This window comes from Megasphaera sp. NM10, assembly GCF_000417505.1.
Lineage (GTDB): Bacteria > Bacillota > Negativicutes > Veillonellales > Megasphaeraceae > Megasphaera > Megasphaera intestinihominis.
In genome coordinates, this window is the sequence record NZ_APHY01000099.1 from 1 (window position 1) to 13,441 (window position 13,441).

A 13,441-nucleotide genomic window follows, 5' to 3' on the forward strand; every position below is an offset into this window, starting at 1 on the left:
TCRGGAAGATTGACGTAAATAAGCAAGTATTCCTGATGAAACGGGCTTATCTGATTCACAACGATCCTCGTTTAGAAGGAAAATTAAAGCTTCAATAAGAAGAAATTTGTAAACGATGTGCTTGCATAAAGTGTAAAGGATGTCCTTGCACAAAATGTAAACGATGTTATTCTTGACAACGTGGGGCGCCCCTACAGAAACTCTGACGAAAAAGGTCACTACATGATGACCATACCCATCATCAGTCAAAAATACGGTCGTACAGGTGGCTCCGTTCGAGGAATTCTTCGACTGTCGGGAAGCCGAGTTTCTTCAATAATTCGATGACGTAGGGATTTTCCATGGGTGTCTTGTAGGCCGCCTGTTTGCCGTAGGCCTGGACGTTGACCTTGCCTTCTTCTTTCTTGATGATGGCCCGGGGACCGCCGACGCATCCGCCCAGACAGCCCATGCCTTCAAAGAAGTTGCCATCGCGGTTGCCGGCCAGGATGTCGTTGATCATGGCCTTGCAGGCCGGGACGCCATCGGCTTTGCGCGTCTTGATGTCGACTTTGCGGTCCGGGTTCAGCTGATGGACCGTTTCCGTGACGGCTTCAGAGACGCCGCCGGCATAGGCGTAGCAGATGCCCGCTTCCGAAGCGTGGGGCACGTTGTCTTCCGGCAGGGATGCCAGGTCGATGTCCGTAACCGTCAGGAAGTCGCGCAGTTCCTGATAGGTCAGGACGTAATCAATAGCGCCTACCAGGTCCGGTTCTTTCCGTTCAGCTTTCTTAGCCAGGCAGGGCCCGATGAAGACAGTCTTGGCATTAGGATGCAGGGCCTTAACTGTACGGCCGCCGGCAATCATAGGCGAGACAGAGCCCGGGACGTTGGGCAGGAGCTGGTGATAGAGCTTCTTGATCATGGCAATCCACATGGGGCAGCAGCAGCTGGTGAGCTGGAACTGGTCTTCATTGTTGATGTTCTTGTCGAATTCCAGGGCTTCTTTCAATGTCAGGATATCGGCAAAGACGGCGACTTCCAGCATACCCGTGAAACCCAGGCGCTTGAAAGCTGTCCGCAGTTTCCCCATGGTAACATCGGGACCGAACTGACCGGATACGGCAGGAGCAACCAAGGCGTAGATAGGGCCGTCGTAGTCGTGCAGTTCCTGGACGACAGGGATAAGGTCTTTCCGCGTCTTCAGGGTATCGAGCTTGCAGGCATCGACGCAGGCCTGGCAGCCGACGCACTGGCTGTCGTCGATGGAGATGCCATCGGGACCGGACGTGATAGCGCCCCAGTCACAGGCTTCCTGGCAGTGATGTGGTTCATCGGGCGGACAGAGACAGGGCTTGACCCGCCAGATCAGGGGATGGTCGTCGGGATGAGCCAGACAATCGATCAATTTCGGGTCACCATCGACACCGACCGGTTTACCGTCAGCAGCCCGTTTAAGCATCTGCTGGTACAATTCATCTAATGTTTTCATGAGGAACCTCCTTTGTGAACATCTGCTAACACAGACTAATACAGCTTTATTGTAGCAGATTTTTCGTTATTACAACAGTTTTATTTTAAAGATGCCCCTTCATTCAGAGCATACGTAGCGGCCATATGACGCAAAGAGTGAACACCAATATGGGGTATTCCTATCTTTTTGCACATTTTTGTCAGCCATGTATTCAGATAACTAGGACTTGCAGGAACTAGATGATCATGTAGTTATCAGGTAAATCATCTATTGCCTTCAGCAATTTCTTCAGCTGTTCTTCCTGAATAATGGGATAGTGATGATAACTCCATCCCTTGGATTTCGCCCCCGATGACAAAGGCTCCTTCGCCGTCGGATTCGGCTCCTACAAGAGCGAACATGCCGCAGCCCTCGGCGCCTCTAAATAACACGATTTCCTCCTTAGACAAAAAGGCATCCTTTGACTTGCAGCAGCGAGGGATGTCTTTTTGCTATTGTTTCTGAAATCTTATGGTCAACAGGAATAACACATGAAAAACCTTTATTGACAGGAGTATGAAAAGGGATTATACTGAGCTGTATTTAGCAAAATGCAGTTTCTTACAATAAAAAAGGGAGGCTATCATGCTATTCAAAACGATTAATCGCCACCTTCTCGGCAAGCCTTTGGAGAATACCAAACTCGAGGGCGAACAGATGCCAAAATGGAAGGCCCTGCCTATTTTCTCATCGGATGCCCTGTCATCCGTCGGGTACGGGCCGGAACAGATTGCCATCGTCCTGGCTTCGGTACCGACCTTAGCGACATACCGTTATTTCGGACCTATCGTCTTAGCTATCATTGCCTTATTATTCATCGTTGCCCTGTCCTATACCCAGGTCGTCCGGGTCAATCCGGGCGGCGGCGGTTCCTATGGCATCGCCATGAAATACCTCGGTGTCTACCCAGCCCTTACGGCAGGGGCGGCGCTTCTGGCCGATTACATCCTGACCGTTGCCGTTTCCATTTCTTCAGGGACGGCGGCGCTGGTCAGTGCCTTTCCGGTCCTCCACCCTTATCACGTCTACCTTGACCTCGGCGTTCTCATCCTGATGATGATCGTCAACCTGCGCGGTACCAGGGAGGCCTCAACCGTCTTCGTCTGGCCGACGTACTTCTTCTTGGCTGCCATGGGGATCACCTTAATCGGCGGCTTCTATCAAATCTGGAACGGCACCCTCACGGCTCATACCGTCGCTGTCGAAACGGTAGCCCCATTGAATCAGACCGCCTTGATGCTCATCGTCCTGCGGGCCTTTGCTAACGGCTGTAGTTCCATGACCGGCATCGAAGCCATTGCCAACGGCGTCACCATGTTCAAGCGCCTCAGCAAAAAAACGCCATCGAAACGACGGCTATCATGGCCTGTATCCTGGCAATCATGCTCGGCGGCCTCGGTTACCTCATCATTTATCTTCACCTCTTGCCGACACAAGGCTACACCCTATTGTCCCTCCTTGTCGAAGATATCTTCAGCCGGACCTTGATTTACTACGTCATCCAGATTTTGATGATGGTCATCCTCTACATCGCCGCCAATACGGCCTACAACGGCCTGCCGCCGCTTCTTTCTTTCATGGCCGTCGACGGCTACGTCCCCCGCTACTTTGCCAACCGCGGTGAACGCCTGAGCTATTCTAACGGCATCCAAGTCCTAACGCTCATGGCCGGCATCTTGATTGTCCTCTTCCAGGGTAATATTGAGCACCTCATTTCCCTCTATGCCATCGGCGTATTCCTCTCCTTCACCATTGCCCAATCGGCCATGGTCGTCTACTGGAGACAATGCCGGGAACGAAACTGGCGCCTCTTTTCCGTCATCAACGGCTTCGGTGCCCTGGTCACGGCCTGCGTCGTCGTCATCGTCCTCATCACCAAATTCATCTACGGAGCCTGGATCATCGTCCTGCTCATCCCGACCTTGGTCTATATGTTCCTTAAAGTCCATCATCACTATGATGACGTCCGAGAACAGCTGTTGCTGACACCGGAAGAGTATACGAAAGTCATGACCACCGACTTAGGCCGCAATATCATCATCATCCCCATCGCATCCCCGACTCAAGCCGTAGCCAAGGCCATTCGCTACGCCAAGATCATCAGCGGTCCGAAAGATAAAATCTATGCCGTCCACGTCTACAGCGACGATGAACGGGGTAAAAAAATCAAAACCTTGTGGCGCCAACTGGAACCCGACATCGAGCTCATCATGCTTCAATCGCCTTATCGGCAGTTGACGGACCCGCTCATCACCTTTATCCAAGAGATGCGGAAAGAGACGGCTCCGAAAGATACGATTACCGTCCTCATTCCGGAATTTGAAACGAAAAAATTATGGCACCGCCTGCTTCACAACCAGAGCGGCTGGCTGCTAAGACTCCGTACCCTGCCTTACTTAGACGTCGTCGTATCGACAGTCCCCCTGCAGTTTACGAAATAGAAATCAAGTAGCATCTACAACAAAGCCCCGTCGAAGGAAATTTCTTCGACGGGGCTTTCTGTTATGGAACTGTCATCGGGAGATGGTCAGTTATTTTTTATAGAGCATGCGGACCGAATTGAGGACACACAGGGCGGATTTGATTTGTTTTCTTTTAAGTTGTTCTAATAATTGGCTGAGGAAGTCACTGATGTAAACTGTCCGGATGGGCTTGTCCGTCTTTGGATTAGAGACTTCAGTACAACGAGATGATACATATTTCACAGACCTCTGAATACAGATTTTTTTCTCATCCCAGTCTATATCCGACCATCTTTACGGATTTTGTTGCCGTCCTTATCTTGACCTATATAGACCCGAAGCTCCCAATGACCATTTCCTCGATTGATTACAGTAGCCAACAATTACACCTCCTAAAAAAGAGGCTCACTTAGAGAGCCTATTTGATATGCTACGATACTATAAATTGTATTTTTATTACCATTTCATTCATAAATCATTGCCCCTTTTTATTTTCCATAAAATCGCTTAACCATGCGGTTTATAGGCCCTTTAAAGCTTGTATTCCATAAATGTAGAGCTTGTATTCAGGGTCAAACTGCACCCCTCCTGCACCCCTTTTGAAGAAAAATCACTAAAAATCAGCGAAAATGTACAGTAAAACAATTACTCAGAAAATCAATAAAAAAGGCGGAAAAAGCTAGATTTTATCTGCTTTTCCGCCTATTGTTAACCATTATAAAAGGCCGTGAGGCCTTATTTTACCAGTATTTCAAGAAAATTCTTCGAAAACCTTTACAAACCGCATGAATACTGGTAAAATGAATAAGTAAAAGTTCATGCGGGTGTAATTCAGTGGTAGAATACGAGCTTCCCAAGCTTGGTACGAGGGTTCGATCCCCTTCATCCGCTCCAGAATAAAAAAAGGGCTGTCGCATGTGCGACAGCCTTTTTTTTGTAGGGGCGCCCATGTGGGGCGCCCGCTCACACAAATCCGGTTCGCAAGTATTATCACTTTAAATTTAAAGCAACCTCTCCGGCCTTTCAGGCCACCTCCCCTATAAAGGGAGGCAAGAGCTAGTAGCCAGCTACTAGCCACGAGCCACTAACCACGAGCCACGAACCACGAGCCACATTCCCTACTTAGCCGGCATAGCCGCGTTTTACGCCTTCACGGGCATCTTTTTCCCAATCTTCGAAATGTTCTTTAGCAGCCTTGCCAATCTGTTCGTCGTTGTTGTAATCGCCGAGTTCGGTCTGGACTTCATCTTCCTTGGCTTCGGAAGCGTTGACGGCTGCTGCGAAATCACGACCGTATTGGCGGCATGTTTCCTGGGTTGCCTGGTCCGGGTTCCACTGGCAGCGCAGGCCGTCGTTGACGACGTCGAAGCCGGCACCCTGGAGGAGAGCTGTAATCTGTTTGACAGCTTCACCGCTCCAGCCATAGCTGCCGAAAGCAGCGGCTTTCTTATTCTTGAATTTCAGGCCGCGGATCATTTCCATGATGCCGCCGATGGAGAAGAGGAAGCCATAGTTGATGGTCGGCGAGCCGACGAGGATGGCTTTCGATTTGAAGACTTCCGTAACGATGTCGTTCTTGTCATCGACAGCGGAGTTAAAAAGTTTCACTGTCAGCGTCGGATCCGTTTCGCGCAGGCCTTCGGCGATGCATTCAGCCATGCGGCGCGTGGAATTCCACATCGTATCATAAATGATGGTGATCTGGTTTTCCTGGTAAGCTTTGGCCCAATCCTGATATTTGGCGACGATTTTCAGGGGATCTTTGCGCCAGATGACACCGTGGCTCGGGCAAATCATGTTGACCGGGACACCCATCTTGAGGATTTCATCGATTTTCCGCGTAACCATGGGGCTGTAGAGGTTGAGGATATTGGCATAGTATTTCATGGCTTCCTGATAGAGTTCTGCCTGGTCTACGCAGTCATTGTACATTCTTTCGCTGGCATAGTGCTGACCGAAACCGTCGTTGCTGAAGAGGATGTTTTCGCCGGTCATATAAGTGAACATCGTATCCGGCCAATGGAGCATAGCGGCTTCGATGAAGACGAGCTGGCTGTCGCCCAGGTCCAGGGTATCGCCGGTCTTGACGTTGACGAAGTTCCAATCCTGGTGATAGAGGCCGCGCAGGATGGCTTCCCCTTTCTTGGTGCAGTAAATCGGCGTATCCGGGATTTCCCGCATCAGTGCCGGCAAAGCGCCGCTGTGGTCGTTTTCATTGTGGTTCATGACGATATAGTCGATGTCTTTGAGGTCGATTTCCTTCTTCAGGTTAGCGACGAATTCGTCGTCAAAGGGTTTCCAGACCGTATCCATGAGGACCGTCTTTTTATCGCGGATCAAGTAGGAGTTGTACGAAGAGCCCTTTTCTGTCGAATATTCATGGCCGTGGAATTCGTTCAATTCCCAGTCGATTTTACCTACCCAAGTCACTTTTTCTGTAATTTTTTTACCCATGATGATCGTCTCCTTTTCAGTTATCTCTATATGATAAAATTATTCTAACGTAAGCAGCAATGCCATTTTAAAGGGTCCATCGGCAGTGATGGCATGGCGGCCGTTCTTGGCAAAAGCAAAGTTTTCGCCGGCCTTGATTTCATGATCTTCGCCTTCATAGCGGATGACGGCTTTGCCTTCCAGGGCAAAAATCAAGGCTTCACCGGGAGCAGCGTGTTCCGAAAGACCTGTGCCGGCGCCGAAGCTCATGACGACGAATTTGACTTTAGGCGACTGGATAATGTCGCAGTTGATGATCTTACCATCCTGATAAGGCACGAGGCCTGCCAAAGAGAAAATCTTGCCTGCATCGATGTTCATAAGGAATTCCTCCTCTACTGTAAGTTCCGTATAGACCGCCCCATCGCGGCTCTTCATGCCAACGGGTACGGACGGCGGTGCGATGATGGCCTGACCAGCCACCAGATTATGTTCTTCCCCCGGCCAGTGAACGGTCAGCGTACCGTCAGCGACATAGAGGAGTTTCGCCTGCCTGTAGATTTCCGGACTGATGTCCGTACCGGCAGCCAGGGAAAAGTAAAAGACTTGATACTGGGCTTCATTGACCAGTTCTTTAGAAATCGTACAGCCGGCCACTGGGGCATTATCACGGCTGATAGAAAAGATATGGCCTTTCGTTTCTTTCATTCCACTCACCTCGTTTTTTCTTTCCCTTCGATGTGTTAAGTATACGTTTTTTTCATCATTATGTCTGTTGTAATTACAACAGATAATAGAATTTCTCAATTATAAAAAAAATAGGCGTCGCATTAAGCGATGCCTATTTTTAGCAGCCAGCAGTCAGCGGTTAGCAGATAGCTTTAAATCAACCTCTCAGACCGCCTTCGGCGGCCAGCTCCCCTATTATGGGAGCCTTGAGGACTGCCTCTACGAGCTGCTAGCCACTAACTGCTAGCCACTAGCCACTAAAAAAAGACCTGCCGTGTATGCGGTAGGTCTTTTTTTCATCCTCACTGGATTTCAATGGTGTTGGTCGGTTGTGCCTGTTGGGCATCTTTCGGGAGAGTTACGGTCAGGACGCCATCTTTGAAAGCAGCCTGGATACCTTCTTTCTGAATACCTGTGACAGGGAACTGACGGCAGAAGGACGAACTCGAACGTTCTTTGCAGATGTAGTTGTGCTGTTCGTCTTGCGAATCCTTCTGTTCGTTGTGGCTGGCAGCCAAAGTCAGGACGTTGTTGTCGTAGCTCAGATGGATGTCTTCTTTCTGGACGCCCGGCAGATCAGCGGTCATAACGTATTCGCTGCCTTTGTCTTCAATGTCGACTTTCGGCATCGTGCTGGAGAATTCACTCGGCCACATGAAGCGATTGAAGAAGTTATCAAAAACATCGGGAACGGAAAATTCATTATCAACAACTGGGAATAAGCTATTCATAAGTCATGCCTTCTTTTTACGTAAGTTTGAACACCATATATCAAACATTGAATACAAGGGAGTTTGGCGGGCGCCCCACGTGGGCGCCCCTACAATTATTTGACTTCAATGCGGTGGGCTTCAGCCACTTTCTTCGGGTCTTCTTTCGGCAGGGTTACGGTCAGGACGCCGTCTTTAAAGGCTGCCTGGATGCCATCTTTCTGGATGTTGCGGACCGTGAACTGACGGCAGAACGTATGGCTGCTGCGTTCTTTGCGGATATATTTCTTCTTATCGTCTTTTTCATCTTTCTTTTCTTCGTGTTTAGCCGTCAAAGTCAGGATGTCATCGTTGTAGCTGACGTTGATGTCTTCTTTGGCAATGCCCGGCAGGTCCGTCGTCAGGATGTAGGCCTTATCGGTATCTTCGATATCTACCTGCGGGACGCGGTAGTTGCCTTCTGTCGGATTTTCAAAGCTGTTGAAGAAGTTGTCAAAAATCGTATCAGGGAATACAAAATCACTGTTCGTTACAACTGGAAATAAACCTTTCATCATAATCATTACCCTCTTTCAACACATCGTTCATTGTTGCTATGAGTGAACCTTCTTTTCAGTTCTGTTCTTTTGACCTTTTTGCTTATCTCTCTGTAACCTCTTCCTGATTACAGCTATATCATAGACCCTATTAGCACTCTTGTCAAGTGAGTGATAATAAAAAATTTCAAAAAAAAGTGCTGTCGCGTAAACGACAGCACTTTTTAGTGGTTAGCAGCTAGCCGTTAGGGGCTAGGAAAAGAAACCTCTCCGCCCTTTTCCCCTGTTAAGGGAGGCAAAGAACGCGTTCTGCGGTCTGCGAACGGCGGCCTGCGAACGGCGGGCCGCCCTTTGGGACGGCCCCTACGAGCCACTAAATTACTTATCCTGCGGGACGAGTTGTTTGCCCGGTTTTACGAAGATCCAGGCTACGATGGCGATGATGCCGAACAGGGACGTGGCCGTGAAGGCGTTGTTCCAGCCGTAGTTGGTGACGAAGAAGGCCGTGACGATAGGAGCCAGGACGCCGCCGATGTTGCCCCAGAGGTTGATCCAGCCGGAAACGGAACCGGTGTATTTACCACCCAGGGAGATGACGGAAGACCAGCTGGCGCTCATAGCAAAGCCCAAGGCACCGAGGGAAACGGACATCCAGAAGATGTTCATGGCCGGGTCAGCCGTATGGGATGCGATGTACAGGCCGAGGGATGTAACGGCGACGCCGGCCATAGCCGTGACGGTGCGCATCTTATACTGCATTTCGCTGTGGCTGCCATTGGCAATCTTGTCGGAAACGAAGCCGGCCAGGAAGACCATAGCCATCAGTGCGATCCAAGGGCAGGAAGCCCAGAAGCCCATGGATTTCAAGGACATGTTGTGAACTTCAGTCAGGTACATGGGCAGCCATGCCAGGAAGACGTACATGATGTAGTCGACGACCATGAACTGGATGCCGACAGCCCAGAACTGAGTCGAGCGGAGGAACTTATGCCAGGGAGCGACGGCTTTCTTCAGGGAGTCAGCCGAACGGCCTTCGTTGATGTATGCAGCTTCTTCAGCATTGACATAGGGACTGTCTGCCGGATTGTCGCAGGCGAAGCGGTGCCATACCCAGGCCAGGGCGACGCCGACGAGACCGAAGATGATGAAGACGGCGTGCCAGCCGAAGAGCCCCATGAGAGCGACCGTTGCGACCGGGCCGACGACGGGGCCGAAGAAGGTCCCTAACAGGATGGACGAGCTGGCCTTGCCTTTTTCGTGTTTATTGAACCATGTAAAGGTAGCGGCCCCTAAGGACGGAAAGACAGGGCCTTCGCCGATGCCGAAAGCCAGGCGGACAGCGGCGAAGCTGATCTTGCCTTTAGCTAAAGCCGTCAAGGCCGTGAAGACGGACCACCAGAGGATGGCCAAAGCCCCGGTCTTGCGCATACCGAACTTTTCAGCCAAAATACCGCCAGGGACCTGCATCAAAGCGTAGCTGGCGAAGAAACAGGTCTGAATGAAGCCCATGTCGATTTTCGTGAAGCCGAATTCCTGCATGATGACCGGCGTCGCGACGGAAAGGTTGACGCGGTCCATGTAAGCGACGAAACTGATTAAGAAGATTAAAAACGCGATTTTCCATCGGAAGTTTGTCATCGTGCCGGCAACAGCCCGCGTTTCAGCTGCAGCGGTCATGATCTTACCCATTGCTTTTTCCATAGCCAATACCTCTTTACATGAATACCAAAATACCCAAGAAATAATTTAATAATGAATACTGTACGAGGCACACTCAGAGGATAATAAAAAACCCCTGCTGCTCCAGTGGAGCAACAGGGGCGATGATTCGCGGTACCACCCTGTCATTATACTCAACGTCTTTGACAGACATCCTATAACGCGGGATTGCGTCTGTACCTCAATTCCCTAGAAAAACAGTCAGTACAGAAACTCCCGGGCGAAGTCGGACGATTGCACCTCGCCGGATTCACAGCACCGCCGGCTCTCTGAAGAGGATCAGGATTCGTCTTTTACCCGTTCATCGTCATTATATCCGCACTGCTTTCACAGTGCTCTGTTTGTGTGATGTGCCTATTATCCCTGAAAAGAGGCTGGTTGTCAAGGACTTTTGTTAATATTTTTAAATTTTCTTTCGTTAAACGTTATATTTTCAATTTAGTTAAACGTTTTTATTACCAATTTTCCAGAAAGACTTTATTTTTTGTAAAGCATGCGTACCGAATTGAGGACACAAAGGGCGGCGACGCCGGAATCGGCAAAGACGGCAGCCCACATGGAAGCATAACCGGCAAACCCGGCAATCATGACGACGCCTTTGACGCCTAAGGCAAAGACGACGTTTTCCATGGCAATCTTCATGGTTTCCCGGGACAGGTGGAGTGCTGCCGGTACGGCGCTGACCCGGGACTGCATGAAGACGACGTCAGCCGCTTCGACGGCTGCATCGGCACCACTGCCCATAGCAGCGCCGACATCGGCACCGGCCAGGACAGGTGCATCGTTGATGCCGTCGCCGACGAAGAGGACCGGCCCGTATTGCTTACGCAGGGCATCCATCTGATTGACTTTATCCTGCGGCAGCAGCTTGGCCCGGACGTCGTCGATGCCCGTCTTAGAGGCGATGTAATCTGCGGCTTTCTGAGAATCACCGGTAAGCATGGCCGTCGTGATGCCCATGCGGGAAATAGCCTTGACGGCGTCGACAGCGTCTTCTTTGATGGTGTCCGAAATGACCAAGCGGCCGGCATAGGCCCCATCGATGGCGACGTACAGTTCCGAGCCGTACTCGACGTCGTCCATGGCCGGCAGGACGATGTGGCGGGTATCCATGAGCTGGCGGTTGCCGCAGAGGACGCTATGGCTGCCGACCTGGGCTTTCAGGCCCTGCCCGGCGATTTCTTCCATTTCCGACGGCTCGGTCAGGCTCAGGCCCTGTTCACAGGCCTGGGCGACGACACTGCGGGCAATGGGATGGTTCGACGCCTGTTCTGCCGACGCGCAGAGGCAGAGGACGTCATCGGCACTGCGGTTATCGGCCGGAACGACCTGGTGGACGACGAAGTTACCTTTGGTAATGGTACCGGTCTTATCGAAGACGACGGCGCCGATGTGCTTCATCTGTTCCATGGCAATACCGCCCTTGAAGAGGATGCCCTGTTTCGACGCCGCACCGATACCGGCGAAGAAGCTCAGGGGTACGCTGAGGACCAGGGCGCAGGGGCAGCTGATGACCAGGAAAGTCAAAGCCGTATAAATCCAGTAGTGCCACTGACCGGTCACCAGGGACGGGATGATGGCCGTAGCCGCGGCGATGGCGACGACAGCCGGTGTATAGATGCGGGAAAAGCGCGTAATGAAACGGTCGATTTTCGGCTTGCGCGCCGCTGCCCGTTCGACGGATTCCAAAATCTTCGTGACCATCGATTCTGCCAGGGGCTTGGTCACTTTGACGTGGAGGACGCCAGACGTATTGATGCTGCCCGACAGGACTTCCGAGCCTTCCCGGCAGATGACCGGAACCGGTTCCCCTGTCAGGGCCGACGTATCGATGAGGCTTTCGCCGGCCATGACGACACCGTCCAAGGGGATGCGGTCACCGACGCGGACGACGACGACATCACCGGCAGCAGCGTCCTTGGCCGGGATGGTGACCGTCGAGCCATCGGCCGTTACGCGATGGACGACTTCCGGGCGCATATCGATGGCGGCGGCCACCTGCTTGCGGCTGCGGTTGACGGCCCGGTCTTCCATGGCTTCGCCGATGCGGCTGAAGAGCATGACGGCGACGGCTTCTGGATAGTCACCGATGGCAAAGGCGCCGATGGTAGCCACGGCCATGAGAAAATTTTCATCGAAAGGCTGGCGCTTCATGATGTTTTCTCCAGCTTCCCGCAGAACGCCGTAGCCTAAGAGCAGATAGGCGATGATATAGGCGGGAAGGGAAAAATCATCGGGAATGATGCCGGCCAGGTAGGTGACTAAAAAGAGCACCGTCCCGGCGACGAGGGTCCACAAGGGACTTTCTTCTTCGTCATCATCGTCGTCACCGCAGCAGCCGCAAGTGCCGACAGCATCCATTTTGACGGCTTCGTCTTCGTCGTGATGGCCGTTGCAGCAGGAACAGCCCTGGTCTTTCAAAAATTCTTCTGCCATAGATATGCCTCCTTCAGGGACTCACTTTTTATTCGCCTTCATGATACCATTAAAGTTAAATATGTTCAAGCGTTCATATGTTATCTACACATACTTTTTAGGCATACCCTCCCCTATTTGCCGTTTATCCAGCCCTGTGCGATAATAAGGTGTACTTTATTATCGAAAGAGGGGTTGATACTATGAAAATCATGATTACCGGCATCGGCGGCGTCGGGGGATATATCGCGTCCGTCCTCTGTGCCAATTATGATGACGTAACACTCATTGCCCGGCGGAAGCGCAAAGAATCGCTCCAGACAAAGGGCCTCGTCGTCCACAGTGACTTCTTCGGCGACCACACGGCCCATCCGGCCGTCACGGACGATCCCGCCTCGGCAGGCATCCAGGACGTCATCTTCGTCTGCGTCAAGAATTATTCCCTGGAAGCGGCTCTGACGGCGGTCCTGCCCTGCATCGGCGACGATACGATCGTCGTCCCTGTCCTCAACGGCTTCACCTATCACGATACGGCAGCGGCCTCATGAAGCGCGGAAAAATCGTCGATTCGGCCATCTACATCACGTCATCTTATAAAGAAGACTACTCCATCCGCCAGGAAGGGCGCTTTGCCCGTATTTACATCGGCTCGGACGACGCCGATGCGACGAAGAAAGTCTACGGCATCCTCAACCATCCAGGCCTGACCTGCTGCATCGCCGAGAACATCACCGTCGAAATCTGGCGCAAATTCATCCTCAACTGCGCTTATAACGTCCTGACGGCGTACTATCGGACATCCATCGGCGGCGCCCTCTCCCAGCTCCATGGCAGGAAGAATTCCGGGCTCTCCTGCAGGAAGCCTATGACGTCGGCAAGGCCGCCGGCGTCCCCCTGCCCGACGACATCGTCTGACGACCAGTACGACCGCATCTTAGGCACTGA

12 protein-coding genes and 1 tRNA gene are annotated in these 13,441 nt (G+C 51.7%); 5 read left to right on the top strand and 8 right to left on the bottom strand.

Translation table 11 applies throughout. The annotated features are described in order from the left end of the window. Nucleotides 1–241: 241 nt before the first annotated feature. Complete coding sequence (locus NM10_RS12200) at nt 242–1,471, bottom strand: [Fe-Fe] hydrogenase large subunit C-terminal domain-containing protein (protein ID WP_020311845.1); 1,230 nt, start codon at nt 1,469–1,471, stop codon at nt 242–244. A gap of 245 nt (nt 1,472–1,716) precedes the next feature. Beyond that, on the bottom strand, nt 1,717–1,902 hold the full coding sequence (locus NM10_RS15345; RefSeq protein WP_020311846.1) for a hypothetical protein: 186 nt from the start codon (nt 1,900–1,902) through the stop codon (nt 1,717–1,719). A gap of 247 nt (nt 1,903–2,149) precedes the next feature. Between NM10_RS15345 and NM10_RS15090 the strand changes: the two genes are divergently transcribed. The 3 genes from NM10_RS15090 (at nt 2,150) to NM10_RS12215 (ending at nt 4,848) form a co-directional block, all read left to right on the top strand. Continuing rightward, nucleotides 2,150–2,980, top strand: coding sequence for an amino acid permease (locus tag NM10_RS15090; RefSeq protein ID WP_256379008.1), 831 nt, complete (start codon nt 2,150–2,152; stop codon nt 2,978–2,980). After that, complete coding sequence (locus tag NM10_RS15095; protein ID WP_256379009.1) at nt 2,863–3,933, top strand: APC family permease; 1,071 nt, start codon at nt 2,863–2,865, stop codon at nt 3,931–3,933. Before NM10_RS15090 ends, NM10_RS15095 begins: the two co-directional genes overlap by 118 nt. A gap of 841 nt (nt 3,934–4,774) precedes the next feature. After that, nucleotides 4,775–4,848, top strand: a tRNA-Gly gene (locus NM10_RS12215). A gap of 228 nt (nt 4,849–5,076) precedes the next feature. Here the strand turns inward: NM10_RS12215 and NM10_RS12220 are convergent. From NM10_RS12220 to NM10_RS12245, 6 genes are all read right to left on the bottom strand, one after another. Next, nucleotides 5,077–6,408 (bottom strand): anaerobic nitric oxide reductase flavorubredoxin, encoded by a 1,332-nt coding sequence (locus NM10_RS12220; protein ID WP_020311847.1) that lies wholly within the window; start codon nt 6,406–6,408, stop codon nt 5,077–5,079. 39 nt (nt 6,409–6,447) lie between these two features. Beyond that, nucleotides 6,448–7,095 (bottom strand): cupin domain-containing protein, encoded by a 648-nt coding sequence (locus NM10_RS13865; RefSeq protein WP_020311848.1) that lies wholly within the window; start codon nt 7,093–7,095, stop codon nt 6,448–6,450. 323 nt (nt 7,096–7,418) lie between these two features. Then, nucleotides 7,419–7,847 carry an Hsp20/alpha crystallin family protein gene (locus tag NM10_RS12230; RefSeq protein WP_020311849.1) on the bottom strand — a complete coding sequence of 143 codons (429 nt, stop codon included), beginning with the start codon at nt 7,845–7,847 and terminating at the stop codon, nt 7,419–7,421. 95 nt (nt 7,848–7,942) lie between these two features. Next, complete coding sequence (locus NM10_RS12235) at nt 7,943–8,383, bottom strand: Hsp20/alpha crystallin family protein (RefSeq protein WP_020311850.1); 441 nt, start codon at nt 8,381–8,383, stop codon at nt 7,943–7,945. 357 nt (nt 8,384–8,740) lie between these two features. Beyond that, nucleotides 8,741–10,063: an MFS transporter gene (locus tag NM10_RS12240; RefSeq protein ID WP_020311851.1), complete on the bottom strand. Its 1,323-nt coding sequence runs from the start codon at nt 10,061–10,063 to the stop codon at nt 8,741–8,743. 495 nt (nt 10,064–10,558) lie between these two features. Next, complete coding sequence (locus NM10_RS12245) at nt 10,559–12,517, bottom strand: heavy metal translocating P-type ATPase (protein WP_020311852.1); 1,959 nt, start codon at nt 12,515–12,517, stop codon at nt 10,559–10,561. A gap of 182 nt (nt 12,518–12,699) precedes the next feature. Here NM10_RS12245 and NM10_RS13105 point away from each other — a divergent pair, with 182 nt between their 5' ends. After that, a complete protein-coding gene (locus NM10_RS13105) occupies nt 12,700–13,044 on the top strand; it encodes a ketopantoate reductase family protein (protein WP_020311853.1) in 345 nt (114 codons plus the stop codon). Next, the coding region (locus NM10_RS13110) for a ketopantoate reductase family protein (protein ID WP_020311854.1) at nt 13,041–13,441 on the top strand (401 nt) is incomplete at its 3' end. The genes NM10_RS13105 and NM10_RS13110, both read left to right, overlap by 4 nt.

What these genes read in the sequence shown, in the direction of transcription:
- NM10_RS12200 (WP_020311845.1), bottom strand. Translation starts at nt 1,471, where the DNA reads ATGAAAACATTAGATGAATTGTACCAGCAGATGCTTAAACGGGCTGCT.
- NM10_RS15090 (WP_256379008.1), top strand. Translation starts at nt 2,150, where the DNA reads ATGCCAAAATGGAAGGCCCTGCCTATTTTCTCATCGGATGCCCTGTCA.
- NM10_RS12220 (WP_020311847.1), bottom strand. Translation starts at nt 6,408, where the DNA reads ATGGGTAAAAAAATTACAGAAAAAGTGACTTGGGTAGGTAAAATCGAC.
- NM10_RS13865 (WP_020311848.1), bottom strand. Translation starts at nt 7,095, where the DNA reads ATGAAAGAAACGAAAGGCCATATCTTTTCTATCAGCCGTGATAATGCC.
- NM10_RS12230 (WP_020311849.1), bottom strand. Translation starts at nt 7,847, where the DNA reads ATGAATAGCTTATTCCCAGTTGTTGATAATGAATTTTCCGTTCCCGAT.
- NM10_RS12235 (WP_020311850.1), bottom strand. Translation starts at nt 8,383, where the DNA reads ATGATGAAAGGTTTATTTCCAGTTGTAACGAACAGTGATTTTGTATTC.
- NM10_RS12240 (WP_020311851.1), bottom strand. Translation starts at nt 10,063, where the DNA reads ATGGAAAAAGCAATGGGTAAGATCATGACCGCTGCAGCTGAAACGCGG.
- NM10_RS12245 (WP_020311852.1), bottom strand. Translation starts at nt 12,517, where the DNA reads ATGGCAGAAGAATTTTTGAAAGACCAGGGCTGTTCCTGCTGCAACGGC.
- NM10_RS13105 (WP_020311853.1), top strand. Translation starts at nt 12,700, where the DNA reads ATGAAAATCATGATTACCGGCATCGGCGGCGTCGGGGGATATATCGCG.